At 66.0% G+C, this 20,574-nt stretch carries 21 protein-coding genes; 11 read left to right on the top strand and 10 right to left on the bottom strand.

From position 1 onward, the window contains the following. Positions 1-63: 63 nt before the first annotated feature. Positions 64-1,389, bottom strand: coding sequence for an aspartate aminotransferase family protein (locus AC56LN_RS01185; protein WP_499569520.1), 1,326 nt, complete (start codon positions 1,387-1,389; stop codon positions 64-66). A gap of 131 nt (positions 1,390-1,520) precedes the next feature. On the opposite strand from AC56LN_RS01185, the gene AC56LN_RS01180 reads away from it, so the two are divergent. Further along, positions 1,521-2,078, top strand: coding sequence for a carboxymuconolactone decarboxylase family protein (locus AC56LN_RS01180; protein WP_499569518.1), 558 nt, complete (start codon positions 1,521-1,523; stop codon positions 2,076-2,078). 6 nt (positions 2,079-2,084) lie between these two features. Here the strand turns inward: AC56LN_RS01180 and AC56LN_RS01175 are convergent, their stop codons facing one another. The 3 genes from AC56LN_RS01175 to AC56LN_RS01165 all read right to left on the bottom strand — a co-directional run bounded on the left by AC56LN_RS01175 (position 2,085) and on the right by AC56LN_RS01165 (position 3,923). After that, on the bottom strand, positions 2,085-2,933 hold the full coding sequence (locus AC56LN_RS01175) for a fumarylacetoacetate hydrolase family protein (RefSeq protein ID WP_499569516.1): 849 nt from the start codon (positions 2,931-2,933) through the stop codon (positions 2,085-2,087). A 70-nt stretch (positions 2,934-3,003) separates the two neighbouring features. Next, complete coding sequence (locus tag AC56LN_RS01170; protein ID WP_499569514.1) at positions 3,004-3,360, bottom strand: c-type cytochrome; 357 nt, start codon at positions 3,358-3,360, stop codon at positions 3,004-3,006. After that, entirely contained in the window at positions 3,357-3,923 is a 567-nt protein-coding gene (locus AC56LN_RS01165) for a c-type cytochrome (protein ID WP_499569513.1), read from the bottom strand. Before AC56LN_RS01165 ends, AC56LN_RS01170 begins: the two co-directional genes overlap by 4 nt. 156 nt (positions 3,924-4,079) lie before the next feature. On the opposite strand from AC56LN_RS01165, the gene AC56LN_RS01160 reads away from it, so the two are divergent. From AC56LN_RS01160 to AC56LN_RS01145, 4 genes are read left to right on the top strand one after another with little or no spacing between them, the layout of a single operon-like run. Beyond that, the gene (locus AC56LN_RS01160; RefSeq protein WP_499569512.1) at positions 4,080-4,466 is read left to right on the top strand and encodes a c-type cytochrome; all 387 of its coding nucleotides are present in this window, start codon (positions 4,080-4,082) and stop codon (positions 4,464-4,466) included. 1 nt (position 4,467) lies between these two features. Next, entirely contained in the window at positions 4,468-5,436 is a 969-nt protein-coding gene (gene coxB / locus AC56LN_RS01155) for a cytochrome c oxidase subunit II (protein ID WP_499569511.1), read from the top strand. After that, complete coding sequence (gene ctaD, locus AC56LN_RS01150) at positions 5,433-7,937, top strand: cytochrome c oxidase subunit I (protein WP_499569510.1); 2,505 nt, start codon at positions 5,433-5,435, stop codon at positions 7,935-7,937. Before coxB ends, ctaD begins: the two co-directional genes overlap by 4 nt. A gap of 4 nt (positions 7,938-7,941) precedes the next feature. Continuing rightward, on the top strand, positions 7,942-8,268 hold the full coding sequence (locus AC56LN_RS01145) for a hypothetical protein (RefSeq protein ID WP_183556231.1): 327 nt from the start codon (positions 7,942-7,944) through the stop codon (positions 8,266-8,268). 107 nt (positions 8,269-8,375) lie between these two features. Here AC56LN_RS01145 and AC56LN_RS01140 read toward each other — a convergent pair whose 3' ends face one another. The 3 genes from AC56LN_RS01140 to AC56LN_RS01130 all read right to left on the bottom strand — a co-directional run bounded on the left by AC56LN_RS01140 (position 8,376) and on the right by AC56LN_RS01130 (position 12,466). Next, complete coding sequence (locus AC56LN_RS01140; RefSeq protein ID WP_499569509.1) at positions 8,376-9,689, bottom strand: PQQ-dependent sugar dehydrogenase; 1,314 nt, start codon at positions 9,687-9,689, stop codon at positions 8,376-8,378. Positions 9,690-9,767: 78 nt separating this feature from the next. Further along, positions 9,768-11,042 carry an MFS transporter gene (locus AC56LN_RS01135; protein ID WP_499569508.1) on the bottom strand — a complete coding sequence of 425 codons (1,275 nt, stop codon included), beginning with the start codon at positions 11,040-11,042 and terminating at the stop codon, positions 9,768-9,770. 29 nt (positions 11,043-11,071) lie between these two features. Continuing rightward, positions 11,072-12,466 carry a KamA family radical SAM protein gene (locus AC56LN_RS01130; RefSeq protein WP_499569507.1) on the bottom strand — a complete coding sequence of 465 codons (1,395 nt, stop codon included), beginning with the start codon at positions 12,464-12,466 and terminating at the stop codon, positions 11,072-11,074. 285 nt (positions 12,467-12,751) lie between these two features. On the opposite strand from AC56LN_RS01130, the gene AC56LN_RS01125 reads away from it, so the two are divergent. Next, positions 12,752-13,207 (top strand): cache domain-containing protein, encoded by a 456-nt coding sequence (locus AC56LN_RS01125; RefSeq protein WP_499569506.1) that lies wholly within the window; start codon positions 12,752-12,754, stop codon positions 13,205-13,207. Between the two features lie 80 nt (positions 13,208-13,287). Then, positions 13,288-14,994 (top strand): methyl-accepting chemotaxis protein, encoded by a 1,707-nt coding sequence (locus AC56LN_RS01120; RefSeq protein WP_499569505.1) that lies wholly within the window; start codon positions 13,288-13,290, stop codon positions 14,992-14,994. Here AC56LN_RS01120 and AC56LN_RS01115 read toward each other — a convergent pair. Next, positions 14,991-15,575, bottom strand: coding sequence for a DNA-3-methyladenine glycosylase (locus tag AC56LN_RS01115; protein ID WP_499569504.1), 585 nt, complete (start codon positions 15,573-15,575; stop codon positions 14,991-14,993). The two genes, AC56LN_RS01120 and AC56LN_RS01115, sit on opposite strands and share 4 nt — an antisense overlap. A 161-nt stretch (positions 15,576-15,736) precedes the next feature. Here AC56LN_RS01115 and AC56LN_RS01110 point away from each other — a divergent pair, with 161 nt between their 5' ends. The 4 genes from AC56LN_RS01110 (at position 15,737) to AC56LN_RS01095 (ending at position 18,501) form a co-directional block, all read left to right on the top strand. After that, positions 15,737-16,594 (top strand): HDOD domain-containing protein, encoded by an 858-nt coding sequence (locus AC56LN_RS01110; protein WP_499569503.1) that lies wholly within the window; start codon positions 15,737-15,739, stop codon positions 16,592-16,594. A gap of 65 nt (positions 16,595-16,659) precedes the next feature. Next, on the top strand, positions 16,660-17,856 hold the full coding sequence (locus AC56LN_RS01105) for a tetratricopeptide repeat protein (RefSeq protein WP_499569502.1): 1,197 nt from the start codon (positions 16,660-16,662) through the stop codon (positions 17,854-17,856). Between the two features lie 79 nt (positions 17,857-17,935). Beyond that, positions 17,936-18,220, top strand: a complete 285-nt coding sequence (locus tag AC56LN_RS01100) for a CopG family transcriptional regulator (protein ID WP_499569500.1) — start codon at positions 17,936-17,938, stop codon at positions 18,218-18,220. Next, a complete protein-coding gene (locus AC56LN_RS01095; RefSeq protein WP_499569499.1) occupies positions 18,208-18,501 on the top strand; it encodes a type II toxin-antitoxin system RelE/ParE family toxin in 294 nt (97 codons plus the stop codon). Before AC56LN_RS01100 ends, AC56LN_RS01095 begins: the two co-directional genes overlap by 13 nt. Before the next feature lie 61 nt (positions 18,502-18,562). On the opposite strand, the gene AC56LN_RS01090 is transcribed toward AC56LN_RS01095, so the two are convergent. Both AC56LN_RS01090 and AC56LN_RS01085 read right to left on the bottom strand, forming a co-directional pair. Then, a complete protein-coding gene (locus AC56LN_RS01090; protein ID WP_499569498.1) occupies positions 18,563-19,072 on the bottom strand; it encodes a DNA-deoxyinosine glycosylase in 510 nt (169 codons plus the stop codon). An 85-nt stretch (positions 19,073-19,157) separates the two neighbouring features. After that, the gene (locus tag AC56LN_RS01085; protein WP_499569497.1) at positions 19,158-20,429 is read right to left on the bottom strand and encodes a glucan 1,4-alpha-maltotetraohydrolase domain-containing protein; all 1,272 of its coding nucleotides are present in this window, start codon (positions 20,427-20,429) and stop codon (positions 19,158-19,160) included. Positions 20,430-20,574: the final 145 nt, after the last annotated feature.

Raw genomic sequence — 20,574 nt, 5'->3', positions numbered from 1 at the left:
GATATATCGTCGTTCCCGCGAAGGCGGGAACCCAAGTTTCGCACCGCACCACCAACGCCCGCATCAGCCCACGATCGCGGCCTCCACCGCATCGGCAAGCCGCGACACAATCTCCGACAACTCCCCCGGCGTCACGATGAAAGGCGGCGCCAGCAACACATGGTCACCCAGCTGACCATCGATCGTCCCCCCCATCGGATACACCAGCAAACCCCGCGCCATCGCCTCAGCCTTGAGCGCCGCGTGCAGTTTGATCTCCGGCGCAAACGGCGCTTTCGTCTCCCGGTCCCGCACAAATTCCAGCGCCATGAAAAGCCCGCGCCCGCGGATATCGCCCACGTGTTCATGCGTTCCAAACGCATCGCCCAGCATCCGCCGCAACAGCGCGCCTCGGCGCTGCACTTGCGCCAGCAGGTCGTCACGCTCGATCACCTGCTGCACCGCCAGCGCCGCTGCTGCCGCCACCGGGTGGCCGACATACGTGTGCCCGTGCTGGAACATGCCGCTGCGCTGGCGCAGCGTGTCGACGATGGCCTCGTGCGCGAGCACTGCGCCGATCGGCTGGTAGCCGGCACCCAGGCCCTTGGCCACGGCCACGATGTCCGGCGCCACGCCCTCCTGCCCGATCGCGTACATGCTGCCAGTGCGGCCCATGCCGCACATGACTTCATCAGCGATGAACAGGATGCGGTGCCGGTCGCAGATATCACGCACGCCCTGGAAGTAACCCGGCGTGGGCGGGATCGCGCCGCCGGTGGCGCCCACCACCGGTTCGGCAACGAAGGCGATGATGGTGTCCGGCCCGGCCTTGATGACGGCCGTTTCCAGTTCGTCGAGCAGGCCGGCCGTGTAGTCGTCGAGCGACATGCCGCCGCTGCAGCCCCGGTAGGCGTAACAGGGCGCGACGCGTAGCGCCTCTTTCAGCAGCGGGGCAAAGGCGCGCTTGCGCCATTCGTTGCCGCCCACGCCCAGCGCGCCAAGCGTGTTGCCATGGTAGCTCTGGCGGCGCGCGATGAACTGCGTGCGCTGCGGCTCGCCCGCCTCGACCCAGTACTGGCGCGCCAGCTTGAGCGCGGTCTCCATCGCTTCCGAGCCGCCCGAGACGAAATACACGCCACCCATGTCCTGCGGCCCGCCGGCGATCAGGCGCCCGGCCAGTTGCTCGGCCACGTCGGTGGTGAAGAACGCGGTGTGGGCATAGGCGCAGCGGTCGATCTGGCGGTGCATGGCCGCGATCACGTCCGGGTGGCCGTGGCCCAGTGACGACACGGCCGCACCGCTGCTGGCGTCGAGATAGGTCTTGCCGCTGCTGTCGCGCAGCACGATGCCCTCGCCGCCGACCGCCGTGGGCGGTACCTGGCGCAGGTTGCGGTGGATGATGTGGCTCATGGACGGCTCCCTCGGCGGTGGTTGCAACGCTTGACGATAAGCGTGCTCCGCAGCACTTCTTTTGATTTTTGACGCGGGCCGTGCGAATATTTTCCTGCTTTCAATTTCGATGCAACAGGCGGGTATGCGCGATGAGTGAACGTCTCGGCCCCATTCCCGATCACGCATTGAGCGCGGCCCAGCGCGCCGCCGCGCAGGAAATCATCGACGGCCCGCGCGGCGCCGTCTACGGCCCGTTCGTGCCGCTGCTGCGCAGTCCCGAACTGATGCAGCATGCGCAGCGCATGGGCGAGTACCTGCGCTACCGCAGCGCAATCGGCGTGCGGTTGTCGGAGCTGGCAATCCTGGTCACCGCGCGCCAGTGGGACCAGGCAGTGGAATGGGCGATCCACGCGCCGATCGCGGCGCAGGCGGGGATCCCGACATCGGTGATTGCAGCGATTGCAGCGCGGGAGCGGCCCGCGGACATGCTGGTCGACGAGGCGGTGGTGCACGATTTCTGCATCGCGCTGCACGAGACCAAGGCAGTACCGGACCGCGTGTACGCGGACGCGCTGGCGCTGTTCGGCGAACAGGGCGCGGTCGATCTGACGGGGATCTGTGGCTATTACACGCTGCTGGCGATGGTGATGAATACGGCGCGCACGGCCGTACCGGATGCCGGCGAGCCGCGCGGCGGCCCGCCTTGATACGGCTTACTTCGGATACGCCAAGACGTCGGCCTGCTGCTCACCGAGACCGGCGATGCCCAGGCGCAGCTGGTCGCCCTTCTTGAGGAAGCGTTGCGGCGTGCGGCCCATGCCCACGCCCGGTGGCGTGCCGGTGGTGATGATGTCGCCCGGTTCGAGCGTCATGAAGCGCGACACGTAGCTCACGAGCTGCGCGACGCTGAAGATCATGCTGGCCGTGTTCCCGGTCTGCATGCGCTTGCCGTTCAGTTCAAGGTACAGGTCGAGGTCCTGCACGTCGAGGATCTCGTCGCGCGTGACAAGGAACGGGCCGACCGGGCCGAAGGTATCGCAACCTTTGCCCTTGTCCCACTGCGAGCCCATCTCGAACTGATAGGCGCGTTCAGTCACATCATTCACCACGCAATAGCCGGCCACGAACTTGAGCGCCTCTTCTTCGCTCACGTACTGGGCGCGCGTGCCGATGATCACCCCGAGTTCGACTTCCCAGTCGGTTTTCTTCGAGCCTTTCGGCAGCTGGATCGGATCGTCCGGGCCGTTCAGGGCGCTGATGGCCTTGGTGAAGAAGATCGGTTCGGCCGGCACCTCGGCGCCCGTTTCGCGCACGTGGTCCAGGTAGTTCATGCCGATGCCGATGAATTTGCCGATGCCCTTGACCGGCACGCCCAGGCGCGGATTGCCGCGCACGAGCGGCAGCGTTTTCTGGTCGACTTTGGCGAGTTTGCGCAGTGCCTTGTCGGACAGCTGCGACGGATCGATATCGTCGATGATCCCGGACAGGTCGCGCAGGCGCCCCTCTTCATCGAACAGGCCCGGCTTTTCCTTGCCCGGGCGGCCATAGCGGACCAGTCTCATGATGTCATTCCTGTAGAAAAACGCGAATGATACCAATGAATGGTGTCAATGACTCATCTCATCGACTGCGCTAGTGGCTCAGCAGGTAGGCGCTGATATCGATCGCATCGCGCTCGCTCACGCCCATGTTCGGCATCGCATTGCCCGGATCGATCGCCTGCGGATCGCGGATCCAGCGCACCAGGTTGGCCTGGGTATTGGGCAGCTTGCCCGCAATGTAGCGCTGCTGCGCGAGCGCGTCGAGCGGCCGGCCCACGCGCACGTCGGAACCGGGCACACCCGGCACCACGTGGCAGGAATGGCAGGCGTATTGCGCGGCGGCGATCTTGCCGCGCATCGGGTCGCCCACCAGGCCGGGGGCCAGTTTCGGCGCGCAGCCGACCAGCAGCGCAGACAGGCCGAGAAGGATGGTGATCGTGGATTTCATGGCTGGCCTTCCTGTCCCTGCTGCGCGCGGTCCGTTGCTGTCTGTTCGACCTGCGGCGGAACGGCGCCGCCCGCCGTCATGCGTTTGAAGTCCTGGCTCGTCATGCCCGGCATGGCGCCCACGAATGCCACCACGGCCCACATGTCCGGCTCGCTCAGGTGGTATTCCCAGGCCGGCATGCCGCTCATCTTGATGCCGTTGCGGGTGATCCAGTACAGCTCGCGCGTCTTCCAGTTGACGTCGGCATCGACGAGCGGGCCCGGGGCCGGCTGCATGCTCATGCCGATCGTGCTGGGCGCAACGCCCGGCCCGCCGTGGCATTGCACGCAATTGGCCTGGTAGACGAGCGCGCCGCGCTGCAGGCGCTCGGGCGTGTTAAGGTTGGGTGGCACCACGACCTCGCGCGCGTGGTTCTGCACCGAGTACTGCATTCCCTCGCCCAGCACCGTGTAGACCAGCGCGTAATGCTGCGTGATCGCGCTCAGGTCATAGAAGCCGCCGCGCAGCACGATCAGGCCACCGACGGCGCCGATCGCGCCCGCGCCCAGCAGGGTCAACACCATGGTCTTGACAATAAGTCGTGCGCGATTAGATAGCATAGCCTAGGGCGTCCAGTTGAAAGAATGACATCTACTTTCCTTGTATTATAAAAGCCATCGCTTTTTCACGAAAAATCAACCGTGCGCAACCCATCTCGTCAACACCAACGCTTGCTTTCTGTGCTGCGGACTTGCCTGACTACGCACCTGAGCACGGGCGCCCTGCTCGTCTGCGCAGCCCTGGCGAGCGGCTGTGCAAAGGAAAAACCCGCCTCGCGCGTGGCCGGCGGCGACCCCGAACGCGGCCGCCTGCTGGTGCAGCAATACCAGTGCGCCGCCTGCCACTTCATCCCCGAAGTACAGGGTCCGAATGGCGATGCCGGTCCGTCGCTCCAGTCCATGGGCCGCATGAGCTACATCGCCGGCAGCATCCCGAACCAGCCAGAGAACATGATCCGCTTCCTGCAGAATCCCCCCGCTGTAAAACCCGGCACCCTGATGCCGGCGCTCGGCATCAGCAACGACGAAGCGCGCCACATGGCCGCTTTCATGTATTCGCTCAAATAATATGACGCCAATAAGCGACATCCAGTCCGTCATGCATCCGGCCGGCGCCGACGCGGCCATCATCTATCAGTTCACGTGGGTCCTGTTCGTCGGCGGCACGGTGATCTTCGCCATCGTCATGGGCCTGCTCGCGCTGGCCATGCGGCGCCAGGCGCGCCCGATCACGCCCGGTGTCTGGATCCTGGGCGCCGGTATCGCGTTCCCGGTGATCGTGCTCACCGCGCTGCTCACCTGGAGCACCTGGCGTACCGGGCAACTGGTGCCGCAAACCTCGCACAAGGCCTTGAGCATCTCCGTGACCGGCAAGATGTGGTGGTGGGAAGTGCGCTACCGCGACCCGACCAGCAACCGCGAAATCATCAGCGCCAACGAAATTTATATTCCGGTCGGCGAATCGGTGTACCTGGGCCTGACCGCATCGGACGTGATCCACAGCCTGTGGGTGCCGTCGCTGGCGGGCAAGCGCGACATGATCCCGGGCCGCGTGACGGGCCTGAACCTGCGCGCCGACAAGCCGGGCACCTACCGCGGCCAGTGCGCCGAATACTGCGGCGAACAGCACGCACGCATGGCGTTCCATGTGATCGCCCTGCCGCGTCCCGAGTTCGACGCCTGGCTCGCGCGCCAGGCCCAGCCGGCCGTGCCGGCCGACACCACGGTGCTGCAGCGCGGCCGCGAGGCGTTTCTCGCGCAGCAGTGCCAGACCTGCCACACGATCCGCGGCGTGACCGATGTCGCGCCGCAGCTGGATGAACGGATTGCCGATGCCCCGCGCCTCGGCCCCGACCTGACGCACATCGGCAGCCGCCGGCACATCGCTGCCGGCACGCTGCGCAATCACCGCGGTACGCTGGCCGGCTGGATCGCCGACCCGCAAGCCATCAAAACGGGCGTCTTCATGCCGCCCTCCCCGGACCTGGACGGCGAGACCCTGCGCGCACTGGCCACCTACCTTGAGCACCTGAAATGACGCGCGACGCAACCTTACCCAACTCCGCCCCCCGCCCGCCAGAGGAGCTGGAAAAACTGGAGGCCGTGTGGAAGACGCCATCCGGCCTGGGCTTCTTCAAGTCGGTCAACAACACCAATATCGGCCTGCTGTACATCGGCACCGCGATCCTGTTCTTCATCCTGGCCGGCATCCTGGCCCTGATCATGCGGGTGCAGCTGTCGGTGCCGGACAACGACCTGGTCTCGGCCGGCACCTACAACCAGATCTTCACGATGCACGGCACCGTGATGATGTTCCTGTTCGCGATTCCGATCGTCGAGGCGATCGCCGTTTATCTGCTGCCGAATATGCTGGGCGCGCGCGATTTGCCGTTCCCGCGCCTGTCCGCGTATGCGTTCTGGTGCTATGCCTTCGGTGGCCTGGCCTTCTTTTGCACGCTGTTCTGGGGCCTGGCGCCGGACGGCGGCTGGTTCATGTACCCGCCGCTGACGGGGATGAAATATTCGCCCGGCCTGAATGCCGACTTCTGGCTGCTGGGGATCGGCTTCATCGAGATTTCCGCCATCGCCGGCGCCATCGAACTGATCGTCGGCATCCTGTTCACGCGCGCGCCCGGCATGACGCTGCGCCGCATGCCGATCTATGCATGGGCGATGCTGGTCGTGGGCGTGATGATCGTGATCGCCTTCCCGGCCGTGATTGCCGGCACGGCGCTGCTCGAACTCGAGCGCGCGCTGAACCTGCCGATCTTCGACCCCGAACGCGGCGGCGACCCGATCATCTGGCAGCACCTGTTCTGGTTCTTCGGCCACCCCGAGGTCTACATCATCTTCCTGCCGGCTGCCGGCATGATCTCGACGATGATCCCGACGATTGCCGGCAACCGCCTCGTGGGCCGCCGCGCAATCGTCGTCGCACTCGTTGGCGTGGGCATCTTCAGCTTCGGCCTGTGGGCGCACCACATGTTCACGGCGGGCCTGGGCGTCATTGAAATGAGCCTGATCTCGGCGGCCAGCATGGCCGTGGCGATCCCCACCGGCATCCAGGTGTTCGGCTGGATCGCCACGCTGTGGAGTGGCCGCATCAGGATGAATGCACCGACGCTGTTCATGCTCGGCTTCATGTTCATCTTCGTGCTCGGCGGCCTGACCGGCGTGATGGTGGCCGTGATCCCGTTCGACTGGCAGGTACACGACACCTACTTCATCGTGGCCCACCTGCACTATGTGCTCATCGGCGGCATGGTGTTCCCGGTGTTTGCCGCGATCTACTACTGGATCCCGCTCATCAACGGCAACACGATGTCCGAGCGCCTCTCGAAATGGACCTTCTGGCTGCTGTTCGGGGGCTTCAATATCAGCTTCTTCCCGATGCACATCACGGGCCTGTTCGGCATGCCGCGCCGCGTCTACACGTATTCGAGCGAAATGGGCTGGGATGCGCTGAACATGATCTCGACCCTGGGCTCGTTCCTGTTCGCCCTGGGCATCCTCTTGATGATCATCGACGCCACGCGCACGCTGCGCCGTCCGACCAAGGACGTGGGCAATCCGTGGAATGCGGCCACGCTCGAGTGGCTGCCGTCGGAAGACTACGGCAACCGCAGCATCCCGATCGTCACGTCGGACGACCCGCTGTGGGACCAGCCGACGCTGTCGCAGGAAGTCGCCGAAGGTCGCCACTACCTCCCGAACACCGTTACCGGCCGCCGCGAAACCATCTCCACCAGCCCGGTCAGCGCAAAGCCGACCTACCTGATGATCCTGCCGGGCGACAGCTGGCTGACCGTGCTGGGCGCCTTCGGCACCGCCGGCTTCTTCCTGCTGCTGACCGTGAAAGCCAATGTGCTGGCGATCATCTGCGGCCTGATCGCCATCGGCTCGATCATCGCCTGGCTGTGGCAGTCGGACCAGAAGGTGCCGATGCGCGAGGCCGACATCGGCGGCGGCGTCATCCTGCCGATCGGCGCGCGCGGCACGGCGTCGCACTCGTGGTGGGGCACGTTCATCATGCTGATCGTGCTGTTCCTGATCTACTGCTCGTTCGCCTACGTCTACATCCACACGTCGATGCGGCTGCAGATCTGCCCACCGCCGGGCGCATCGCTGCCGGCGTGGTCGTGGACGCTGCTGTCGGGCGGCCTGCTGCTGGGCGGCTCCGCGCTGGTGTGGCTGAGCGACCGGGTCTCGAACAAGCTCACGCCGTGGGTGCTGATCGTGGCGCTGGCGTGTACCGCTGCCGCCTTCGGTGTCGACGTCCACAGCTGGCGCCTGGTGAACCTGGACGGCACGCGCGACACGTGGAGCGCGTCGATCTCGATCCTGCTCGGCTTCCAGGGCATCATGCTGTTCGTGCTGCTGCTGGCCGCGCCGTACCTGTGCGTGCGCGCCTGGCGCGGCATGATCAGTGCCGAGAACCGCGCCACGCGCGACAATATCGCGCTGATCTGGCATTACGTGACGCTGCAGGGCCTCACCGGATTCCTGGTGATCCGCGGCCTGCTGCTGGTGATGGAGTGATGCGATGAGCGACCATTTCTTTTCGCGCGCCACGCGCGCCTCGCTGCCCCTGCTGATCTGGGGCGCGCACTTCGCGTTCGCCTACATCGTCGCGGCGAGCCAGTGCACACCGGGCGCACTGCGCGCTGCGGGGCCCAATCCGTGGCTGCTGGGCGGCGCGACGCTGCTGTCGATGGCGGCGTGCGTGTGGGTCGGCGCCCTGGCCGGCAAGCGCCTGCGCCAGGGGTCCGATGAGTTTGTGGATTACGTGGGTGCGGCCAGTGCAGTGCTGGCCGTGGTGGCGGTGGCGTGGACCGGGATTCCGGTGCTCTTGGTGACGGGCTGCGCCTGAAACACGTCGTTCCCGCGGAGGCGGGAACCCAAGTTCTTCGCGGTGCCAGTAACGCAAGCACACTTGGGTTCCAGCCTTCGCTGGAACGAGGTGGGGACGTCTTGGTATTACCCGGCGTCCGGCACCACCCGCCAGATCACGTTGCCGACATCATCCGCCACCAGCACTGCGCCCTTCTTGTCCACGGCAACCCCCACCGGCCGTCCCTGCGCCTCGCCGTCCTTGTTGACGAAGTCACTGAGAATGTCGACCGGCTTCCCGTTCGGCATGCCATCCCTGAACGGAATGAACACGACGTTATAGCCCGAGCGCGGCTTGCGGTTCCAGGAGCCGTGGTTGCCGATGATCGCGCCGTTCCGGTACTGCGCCGGCAGCAGCGTGCCTTCGTAAAACGTCAGCCCCAGCGCAGCCACATGCGCACCCAGCGCGTAGTCGGGCACGATCGCCTTGTCCACCAGGTCCGGCCGCTGCGGCTTGACGCGCGCGTCGACGTTCTTGCCGTAGTAGCTGTACGGCCAGCCGTAGAAGCCGCCCTCCTTCACCGACGTCAGGTAGTCGGGCACCAGGTCGCTGCCGATTTCATCGCGCTCGTTCACGACCGTCCACAGTGCGCCCGTATCCGGATTCCACGCCATGCCGTTCGGATTGCGCAGGCCCGACGCGAACACGCGCGTGGCGCCACTGGCCAGGTCCACCTCGAGGATCGCGGCGCGGTTCTTTTCGATGTCCATGCCGTTCTCGGCGACGTTGCTGTTTGAGCCCACCGTGGCATACAGCTTCTTGCCATCCTGGCTGGCGATGATGTTCTTGGTCCAGTGGTGGTTCAGCCCGCCCGGCAGCGGCGCGACCGGCTGCGCTGCCTCCGTGATCTCGGTGGCGCCTTCCTTGTACCTGAAGCGCACGATGGCATCGGCATTGGCCACGTACAGCGTGTCGCCCACCAGCGCCATGCCGAATGGCGAATGCAGGTTCTTCAGGAAGACGGTTTTCAGCTCGGCCACGCCGTCGCCGTCGGCATCGCGCAGCAGCGTGATGCGGTTCGCGCTCGGCACGCCGGCGCCGGCGCGGGCCATCACCTTGCCCTGGATCCAGTTGCGAATCCCGCCCGCATCCGGCTTGGCCGGGGCATTCGACTCGGCCACCAGCACGTCGCCATTGGGCAGCACGTACACCCAGCGCGGATGATCGAGCGCCGTGGCGAAGGCGTTCACTTCCAGGCCGGCCGCCGCCGTGGGCATCACGCCCGCAGGCCAGCCGGTGGCCTTGGCGATGTTGACTGTCGGGATCAGGGTCTTGTTGGGCGCCTTGAGCTCGGGCTGCGGCCCGATGTCGGCGCCTTGCGGCAGCGTCGACTTGTCGCCGCAGGCGGCCAGCAACAGGATGGTGGCGCCGGCGCACAGGCGCGGAAGATGATGTCGCATGGTGTTCCCCCAAAATACAGAATGGAGAAATCTTATATTGACAAAACATTACACCATGTACGTTACGCCGAAGCAATCTCACGCCTGCCGCAGAAGCGCCCCCTTGCGACGACGCGCGTACTGCCACAACCCTGGCACCTGAATCAGCACCAGCAGCGCGAATGCACAGCGATAGGCAGCGGCAGGCGCGTGGCCCAGCAGATCGGGCTGCCAAAACCCGATCACCACGCCGAACCCGGCCTGCACCAGGAAGGCGCCAATGAAGATCAAGAGGTTCAGGAAGGTGGCGGCGCGCCCCGTCAGCGCGCGCGGCATCGACTGGGCCACGATCGCGTAATCGATGCCGGTGACCGTGCCGGCCAGCGTGAACATCACCGACAGCCACGGGAAGCTGGGCCGGTAACCGATCACGAACGCCGCCTGGATCAGAACGAACATCGTGATGCCGGCGGCCGCCACATCGAGCGGCGGCATGCCGCGCCGCCCGGCCCACTCGGTGATCATCCCCACTGCGATGGCGCCGAACACCACCGCCGCCATGCCCAGGTACAGCAGGTAGGCCACGGCGTCTTCCGGGTACAGCGCCACGTCGGCCAGCCAGCGCCCGATCCACAGGCCCTGCACGCCGAAGAACACCGCGTGCGGCACCAGCACCAGCGCCACCACGGCGCGAAAGCCGGGCGCGCGCCACACCTCGCGCAACGCTGGCAGCACCGGTGATAGCGGGCCGCCCCCGGGCGCCGCATCCTGGGTCTTCGGATACAGCAACGCAATCAGCAGGCCCGTGCAGGCGACCAGCCCGGCAAGCAGCAGGAACAGGCCGCGCCAGTCGGTGTACGTGAGCATCGCACGCACCGGCATCGTGGCGCTGGCCGCGCCCATGCCGCCGACGGCGATCAGGTAGCCGTGCACCGACGGCAGCCGGCTTGGTGCGATCCAGATCGACACGGCCTTGACCGCCGCCATGAAGCAGCCACCCAGGCCGCACCCCATGACGGCGCGCGCCGCGAGCAGGCTCCAGAAGCCGCCGCCACGCGCGAACAGCACCGCGCCGCAGGACGCCACCAGCAGCATCGCCACCTGCACGCGGCGCGGCCCGTAACGGTCCAGCGCCATCCCGACCGGCAGCTGGACCAGCGCGAACGCAAAGAAGAACGCACTGGTGAGCAGCCCCAGCTGGCCCGGCGTGAGCGCGAGCGCACTTGCCAGTTGCGATGCCAGCACCGCGTTCACGTTGCGCAGCAGCGAGGACAGGTAATGCCCCAGCGCGAACGGCACGAACACGTACACGAACACCGCCAGGCCGGACAGGCGCGGGGTAGCGGGAGACACCAGCGTGGCACCGGGTTGCATGGCGCAGCATCCGACCGGACGTCGACCGGTTATGCCGCGTCAGGCTGGGCGTGGCCGCGCTGGCCGGCAGGTACCAGCGGGATCACACGGCCGCCGGCGCCCCGCAGCGGGCCGCCGCTTTCCGTCTCGAAGAAGAAGCGGTCGCGCCCGAACGCCGGTTTCAGGTGATCGAGCCAGGTCGCCGTGGCGTCGTACCTGGCAAAGAACGGCCGCCGCACCCATTCCGGATTGCGGGCCTGCAGGAACTGCAGCGCGAACAGCTTTTCGCCATTGATCGTGACGACGCCGTCGATCACGACCTTGCCGGGGAACGCGCTCATCGACGGCCCGCGCACGGTGCGCGACAGGCCCGAGACCATCGAATAGGCTGCCTGGAAAATCTCGTGGGCGCGCGCCAGCGGCAGTGCAAAGTAGTCGCGCGGGCCGGTGTCGCGCTCGACGAACATATAATAGGGAATTGCACCCAGGCGCACGCCGGTGGTCCACAATTCGGCCCAGCTTTTCGGGTCTTCGTTGATGTGGCGGATCAGCGGCCCCTGCATGCGCAGCGTGGCGCCGGTGCCGACGATGCGCTTGACCGCCTGCTGCGCGATCGGTGCGCGCAGTTCGACCGCGTGGTTGTAGTGGCCCATGATGGCCAGGTTCTTGCCGCTGGCGACCACCGTTTCGAACAGACGCATCAGGTCATCGCTGTCCTTGTCCGACACGAAGCGCTGCGGCCAGTACGCGACCGACTTGGTGCCGATGCGGATGTTCTGGATGTGCTCCAGTTCGGGGATCAGCAGCGGCTCGAGGGATTCGGCCAGCGAGCGCGTATTCATGATCATCGGGTCGCCCCCGGTGATCAGCACGTCGGTGACCTCCGTGTGCACCTTCAGGTAGTCCACCAGTTCGCCGCATTCGCGCGCATCGAACTTCAGGTCATCCATGCCGACGAACTGCGGCCAGCGAAAGCAGAAGGTGCAATAGGCGTGGCAGGTCTGGCCGGCACTCGGGAAGAACAGCACCGTTTCCTTGTACTTGTGCTGCAAGCCCCTGAGCGGCGCATCGTTCACGCGCGGCACGTTGTGCGTCATCTGGCCGGCCGGGTGCGGATTCATGCGCATGCGGATCGCGTGCACCAGGCGCGCGATCGCGGCGTCATCTTGTTTGACCAGCACCAGCTCGCGCAGCTGCTCGTATTCGGCGGCCGGAAGCATGTCGCGGTGCGGAAACGTCAGCCGGTAGATCGGATCGTCCGGCACGCGCGACCAGTCGATCAGCGTGTCCATCACATACGCATTGGTGCGAAACGGCAGCACATGCGAGACCACCTGCACGGCTTCCTGCAGCTCGGGCGTGAGCCATTCCCATTGGCGCGCGGTCACGATCGACTGGCGCGTGAAGGGCTTGAACTTGGTGGGCGTCGTGGCGGTCGTGTTCACGGAGAACTCCAGAAGAAGACGGTGGAAAGGCCGGCGGATTGCCGGAAAGAACCCATCTTAGGCAGGCCGAATGGACGCCAATTGCCATCCATCAATGAGATGGTGTCTGACAGCGTGGATAGGACAATCACGGGCCGCAGTAGGAAAAAGTGCGGCATCGGCGCAACGGCGCCCGGGGCGATTTCTGCGCACTTGTGCCTGCGCAATCCGGCAAGGAAACGCGCCGCTAAAGTAGTGAATGCACTTGAGCAATATTTCTGATGCATTCAACGCGAAAGGACCGTCATGAAACTGATCGCCACCGCCGCCGCCCTGTGCCTGGGGCTGGCATCAACCGCTGCCCTGGCCATTGAGCCGACCGAGAAAGACGCCATCGCCATGGCCGAACGCGGCGCCGCCCTGATCAAGGCCAAGGGCAAGGGTGAAATGATGAAGCGCATTAACGCCAAGGACCCGGATTTTGTCCAGGGCCAGCTGTACATCGACCTGCGCGACGTCAAGACCGGGATCGTGCTGGCCCATCCCTACAACCCGTCGATCGTCGGCAAGGACCTCACCGACGTGCCCGATGCGAACGGCAAGAAGTACCGGCGCGAGATCATCGAGCTGGCCGCTGCCAAGGGCAAGGGCTGGGTCGACTACCAGTACAAGAATCCCGCCACCGGCAAGATTGAACCCAAGACCACCTACATCCTGCTGGTCGACGGCGTGGTGCTCGAAGCGGGCATCTACAAGAAATAAGCCTGCGCCGGCCTCGCGCATCCCCTGCTGTCGCTGCCGTCGCCCTGCCCGCGATGGCAGCTTTTTTTGTGGAGTGACCCATGCTGAACAAACTGCGGATCGGCCAGAAACTGCTGCTGGCCCCGGGCCTCGTGCTCGTGCTGCTGACCATGCTGTCGGGCGCCGCCTACTACGGCATGGTGCGCCAGAACGCCTCGCTCGAACACATGGTCCAGGTACGCGCGGCGCGCCTGCAGGCGGTGGCCGATGTCGCCGGCGAGGCGCGCTTCGCGCACGCCAACGCCTACCAGTTGCTGGCCTGGACCAACGGCAGCTTCGCGCAGAACCGCTTGCGCGCGCTGACGGCCGACATCGGCCGCCGGCACGCCGCCGTCAGCGACAAACTGGGCAAGTTCGCGCACGCCGCCGAGCGCGAAGAACGCACGCCGGTCGCGGCATCGCAGGCAGCGCTGGCGCGCTATCGCAAGGCGATCGGCGAGACGATCGAGATGGCGGCCGTGGACCAGTCGATCGCCACCAACGCGATGCAGAAGGCCGAGCAGCAGTTCGGCGCGCTCGACGCCGCACTGACGCAACTGGCGCACATCGAAAGAACCATGAACCAGGAGGCCTACGCCGCTGCCAGGGCCGAATTTCGCACGTTGGGCTGGACCATGGCCGGCCTGGTGCTGCTGTCGATCACGCTGTCGCTGGCGGTGACGATGCTGGTGCGGCGCGCGATGCTGGCCGGGATCCACTCGATCGCGCACACGGTGGGCGAACTGGCCGAGGGCCGGCTCGACGCGCCGCCCGTGGACGCGCAGGGCCGTGACGAAATCGCTGACACCGGCCGCGCGCTCGATCACACGATCGCGCGCCTGAATGCCGCGCTGCGCAGCGTGATGACGTCGGTGCGCTCGATCGACACGGCGTCGCAGGAAATCGCCACCGGCAATATGGACCTGTCGAGCCGCGCCGAGATGCAGGCCAGCTCACTCGAGCAGACGGCCAGCACGATGGAGACGCTGACCACGGCGGTCAAGGACAACGCCAGCAACGCGCGCCAGGCGTCCGAGCTCGCAGCCGAAGCGGCGCAGCTGGCCGCGCGCGGCGGCCAGGCGGTGCAAGGCGCGGTGACGACGATGGAATCGATCCAGGCAAGCTCGCGCAAGATCGTCGAGATCATCGGCGTCATCGACGGCATCTCGTTCCAGACCAATATCCTGGCCCTGAATGCGGCGGTGGAAGCAGCGCGCGCCGGCGAACAGGGGCGTGGCTTTGCCGTGGTGGCCTCCGAAGTGCGCACGCTGGCGCAGCGCTCGGCGGCGGCAGCCAAGGAAATCAAGGGCCTGATCGCGGACTCGGTCAGCATCATCGAACGGGGCAACGCGTCGGTCAGCGAAGCCGGCGCCAGCATGGGCGACATCGTTTCGTCGGTGCGCCAGGTGAACGACATCATCGGCCGTATCAGCATCGCCAGCACCGAGCAGGCCGACGGCATCGCCGACGTCAATCGCGCGGTCGGGCAGATGGACAGCATGACACAGCAGAATGCCGCGCTGGTCGAGCAGGCCGCAGCGGCGGCCGAGAGCCTGCACGAGCAGACCGTCAACCTGGCCAGGGCCGTGGCGATCTTCCGCATCGCACCGGGCGACGACGAGGTGGACGCGGTGGATGCGCAGCACGAAGAGACGCTGGCGGCGGGCTTCCAGGGCGTCGCCGAACGGCGCAGCCGCGCCAGCACGATGCGCGCGAAGCCCGTGCCGGCCCTGCCACCGGCGACCGCGCGCCGGCGCGGGGCCGCCTAGTTGCCGGCTTGGCTGCGGAGTGGCCGGCTCAGAAAGCGCGAGCCGGCCAGGCCGAAGCGCCACGGCACATCGACCGCCTTCGAGATGCCGATGCGGATGCCTTCCGCGACGACCAGTCCCGCTTCTGCCGGCAGCAGGGCAAACGACGCCCCCGCCAGCGCCATCCCGTCGTGCGCCCGCGTGACGCCCAGCGCCTGGCACAACTTGCCCGGCCCCGAACACAGCGCGCGCTCGTCCTGCGCATCGCGCCGCGCGCGCATGCTGTCCAGCCCCGCCACCGGCTCCAGCGCGCGAATCAGGACGCCGGCGCCGTGCCCCGCTTCGCGGCACACGAAGTTCAGGCACCAGTGAATGCCGTACGAGCGGTACACGTAGGCATGCGCCGGCGGCCCGAACATCGACGCATTGCGCTCCGTCTCCCCGGCAAACGCGTGCGACGCCGGGTCTTCGCGGTCATACGCCTCGGTCTCGACGATGCGCCCGCCAACGCCGTCGAGCAGCACCGTCACGCCGATCAGCTGGCGTGCGACGGTCGCGGCATCGGCTGAAAAATCAATCCCTGCAATTGTCGAATTCACCATACCGGGATTCTAGCGTGTACGGCCGTGCCCCCGCGCTATGGTGGAATTGCCACATTAACCAGTTGATTTGCACATTGCCTTGCTGCAATATTTTACCGGCTCGGGTATAGTTGCACGTTCCCCCGCAACGTCCGAGATGCCCTCTCGCGCCCCGCCATCTCATGAATACCGTCGTCGAGTCCGCCCCCCAAACCGACCAGGTCGATGCCCTGATCAAGTCGATCCGCATTCCGCCGCGGCCGAGTCTGCTTGCCGACCTGCAGCGCGAGCTGGGGGCCGACGATCCGTCGCCCGACGCCATCGGCAGGATCGTGGCCAGCGACGTCGGCATGTCCGGCGCCCTGCTCAAGCTGGCCAATTCGTCCGTCTACGGCGGCCGGCGCAAGGCCAAGTCGATCGAGCAGGCCATCCTGTTCCTGGGGATTAACCAGGTCGCGGCCCTGATGACCGGGCTGCTGGCGCGCCAGGCGATTCCCGTCAACAGCGCCGCGCTGGCCAGCTTCTGGGACATCTCGACCCGTCGCGCGCACGCGATGGTGTTCCTGACCCGCCGCCTGCGCATGGGCGAGACGGACGTGGCCCATACGTTCGGCCTGTTCTGCGACACCGGCGTGCCGCTCCTGATGGACCGCTTCAAGGATTATGAAGCCACCTACGGCGCGGCGTCGATGGAGCCCCACCGCCCGTTCACGGACCTCGAGAACGAACGCCACGCGACCAGTCACGCCGCGATGGGCTGCCTGCTGGCCCGCAGCTGGGGGCTGTCCGACCACGTCGCCTGGGCCATCCTGCACCATCACGATTTCGCCGTGATCGACGATCCGGCCACCGCGGGGCCGGTGCGCTCGCTGATCGCCCTGTCGCTGCTGGCCGAGAACGCGATCTGCCGCTATCAGGGCCACGCCGAGTCGAACGAATGGAACAAGGGCGGCGTCGCGGCCTGCGCGTATCTGGGCCTGTCGGCCGAAGAAACGGCCGAGATCATGGATGAACTGCTGGAAGCCTTCCACGAAGACTGAGCTTTGACTTCGCCCGCAAGGGAGCGGATACTGCCTTGTCAGTACGCTCGTTTGCAGGAGGCGCCATGCGCTGGTTCTCGTTCGGTTGGCTGTCGTTCGTTTGGCTGTCGTTAAGCATATTGCTGGCCGGCTGCGCCAGCCTCGCTCCTCCCCCTGCCCCGCCAGCGGCCCTGTTTGCCGATGCACGCTTCGCGCCGCCATCGGAACCCATCGGCGCGCACGACCTGTTCGCGCTCAGTCCCGCGATGCGCGCTTACCTGAACAGCAGCGCATTCACGTCGCGCCTGCGCACCAAGGGCATGCAGCACGGCCTGGTCGATGCGCTCTACAGCAAGTCCGACCTCAAGCTCGAGTACGAATCCACCATCACGCGCACTGCCAGCCAGACCTACGCCGCGCGCATGGGCAACTGCCTGTCGCTGGTGATCATGACGGCGGCCTTCGCGAAAGAGCTGGGCATGCCGGTCCGGTTCCAGAGCGTGGACGTCGACAATGCCTGGAGCCGCACTGCGGGCCTGTACCTGTCCAGTTCCCATATCAACGTCAGCCTGGGCGAGCGCCCGGCCGACGCGCCGCGCGGCTACCAGCCGCAGCGCGTGCTGGTCGTCGATTTCATCCCGCGCGACCAGGCCGCGCGCCTGCGCACGCGCGAGCTGGAAGAAGAGGACATCGTCGCCCTGTTCCTGAACAACCGCGCCGCCGAGGCACTGGTGCAGGGGCGGATTGACGACGCCTACTGGTGGGCGCGCGCGGCGGTCCAGGCGCGCCCCGGCATGGCGGGCACACTCAACACGCTGGGCGTGATCTACCAGCGCCATGGCGACGCGGCGCTGGCCGAGCGCGCGTTCCAGGCGGCGCTGGTGCGCGAACCCGAGAACCTGTCGGTGCTGCGCAACCTGCAGCCGGTGCTGGTGACGCTCGGCCGCCCCCTGGAAGCAGCGGCGCTGGCCGCGCGCATCGCGGCGGTCGATCCGACACCGCCCTACCATTACTTCGATCTGGGCACCGAAGCGCTCAAGGCCGGCCGATATGACGATGCGGTGGCGAACTTCGCGCGCGAGGTGCGGCGCGCGCCCTACAACGACGAGTTCCGGTTCTGGCTGGGCGTCGCCCATCTGCAGCTGGGGCACGTGCGCGAGGCACGTGAACAGATCGCGCTGGCGGTCGATCACAGTACACGCCGGGACATGCGCGAGGTGTATTCGGCGAAGCTGGCGTATCTGCGCAAGATGGCGGCGGGGACCGGGACGCATATCCGGTAGGGGGTGGTGATGGTAACCACTTGAATCTTCAAGACATCGGTGTTACCTTGGTAGCACCACAACCAATGGCGCCATTCCCATGTCGACGACCTCACTGAAACTTCCCGATGAGCTCAAGCAGCGCGCAGTCGATGCTGCGCAAGAACTTGGCATCAGTCCGCATGCATTCATGGTCGACGCGATCCGGCAAGCTGCTCATGCAGTCGAGCAGCGCGCTGCCTTCGTTGCGCAAGCACGTGACGCGAGGGCAGAGTTGCTGGCGCAAGGACAGGGCTACGCTGCTGACGACGTGCGCGCCTACCTGCGCAGCCGCCTGACAGATGGGGCGGCAGCCAGACCTGCCAAGACAGCATGGCGCGAATAAGCTACGCAAGCCGCGCGCTCTCCGACCTGGAACGGATCAGCGACTTCCTTATGCCAGAGGGTGTGGATGCTCAGTTGGCAACACTCGATCTGATCGAGGAAGCCATCGCCATTCTCGTTCGGCACCCCCTGATCGGTCGCCTGGCCGAACACGGCTTGCGGGAACTGGTTATCTCACATGGCAAGACTGGCTACATCGCGCTGTACAGCTACGAGGCCGAGGAGCATGCCATCCTCGTACTCGCAGTTCGACATCAGCGTGAAGTGGGTTTTTATGGCTAAGTCCGGCGATGCCTGGTGCCGAATTTCGTGCGGCCATCATTGGCAGCCAACCTGAAGAACATCAGTCCACCAGCAAACGCTGCCAGGCCAGCAGCTTTTGCGCAAACGGCATCGCCGCATACGCTGGCGAGGTCGATGGCAGCAGGACCGTGCGATAGCCCGCATCGGCAAATTGCGGTGCAAATTTGCCCGCCGTCTTGCCATTGAAACCGACGGTTTCAAGCAGCGGACAACGCTCGCGCAGCCGCGCGAAGTCGTTCGCGGCTGGCGCACGGATGGCTGAATCGAGACTGCCCGTGCGCTCGCACGCACCCAGCACATCCCACAAGCCGATGCCGTGTGCCAGGAGGCGCGGCAGGCGCTCGTCGTAGGGCAAGCCGGCCAGGTCTTCGCCGGTCAGGTTCGACAGGATCGGCCACAGCAGGTTGCGCGGGTGCGCATAATACTGCCCGGCCGCCAGCGACGCGGCGCCCGGAAAACTGCCCAGCACGAGAATGCGGGTAGTGGCGTCGATGACGGGCGCGAGGCCGGTGAGCGGTGGAGCAGAAACACAAGCAGGTGCGATGGACATGGCGCCATTGTAGCGGCGCCCAGCCGCGTCACGTCGACGACCGGCCGCCGTCGCCTGCAGCCGGTACGTCACACACAGCGGATCCTTACTTCATCCACACCGCGTAATTGCTGCCCGACGTCTGCAACACCCAACCGGTGCCGGCCGGGCTCCAGGCGTTCGGCCCGATCTTCATCGCGAGCTGGCGCGTGTTGCCCGTGACGACTGCCGCGTACAGTCCCTGCGCCGCCTGCTGGATCGCCACCGGCGACGTCGACGTGACCCCGGCCGCCCGGCGCGCCGCCATCAGCGCGGCGATCGGCGTCTTCAGGCCCCAGTTGTAGATGTGCGGGTAGTACACGGTCGGAATGCCGGGGTGGCTCAGCACATAGGCGTAGCCCTGCATCACCGCACCGCACGGCACCGCCCAGTGGTTCTGGCCATTGCCGCAGCTTTCGGACGGACCCGTGTCGTGGTTGTCGACGAAGGTCACTGCCATCGCAGGCCACCAGCCGATCGCGCCCTGCGGCTTGCCGGCGGCATCCTTCAGGCGCCAGTAATTGCCATTGGCCAGCGCGTCGTTGAGCAGGCCCTTGGTGGTGAAGTCGAATGCGCCGCAGCTGTTGCTGGTCCCGTTAATCCAGTTCATGATTTCCTGGCGGTGCGCATCGACGTTGTTCAGGTTCAGGTCGTTCCACAGCTCGCCGACGCAGAATTCGGCGTTGAAGGCATTCGCATACTGCCCGACGTAGCTGGGACTGAAGCCCCGCACATAGTCCACCCGCATGCCGGTAAAGCCCACCGGTTTGAGCGTGTAGTTCAGCCACGTGGTGATGCCGTTCTGGACTTCGCCGACGTTGCGGTGGTCCAGGTCGCGCCCACCGTTGAAACCGAGTGCCGTATCGGCGCTGCCCAGGCCGCAGTTGCACTCGTCATTGTTGACGATCGAATACACGGTCCAGTTGGGATTGGTGAAGTCCGACCAGCCGGTGGTGCCGACGCGGTGGTTGACGACGACGTCGGCCACCGCCTTGATGCCGCTGTTCGTGAAGGCGCGCACGACGTTGGTCAGCTCGGCCGAGCTGCCGTAGGCGGAGTTCAGGTTGTTCAGCTGGCGCGGCAGATAGCCCTGCGAGGCCGCCGAGTCGGATGGCGGCGGGAACCAGACGTGGCTAAAGCCCATGGTCTTCAGCTCGCCCACATTGCCCTGCAGGGTGTTGTACCAGTTAGGGCTTCTGGCGCTCGACGAGTTCCAGTGGAAGCCCTGCAGCAGCACGGCGGAACTGTTACCCGCCTGGGCAGGCGGGGTGGCGGCCAGGGCCGGGTTGCTCAGTGCCACGACGCTGGTGGCAAGCATGGCGATGATGCTTTTCTTCATTTTGTCTCCTCCGGTGTAATTGGTATGTTTCAGTCTCTTCAGGACATCGACAGAGGTGCTGGTCACGTAGATAAACTACCTGACCTTATGCCATGGTCTCTGGGCGGACCCTTTCGGCCCACAGATTCTGTTCCTGACGATTATT

The organism is Telluria sp. ZT3P26, from assembly GCF_059686035.1.
Note: the sequence above shows the minus strand (reverse complement) of the source record. Positions and strands in the feature narration are given on the sequence as shown.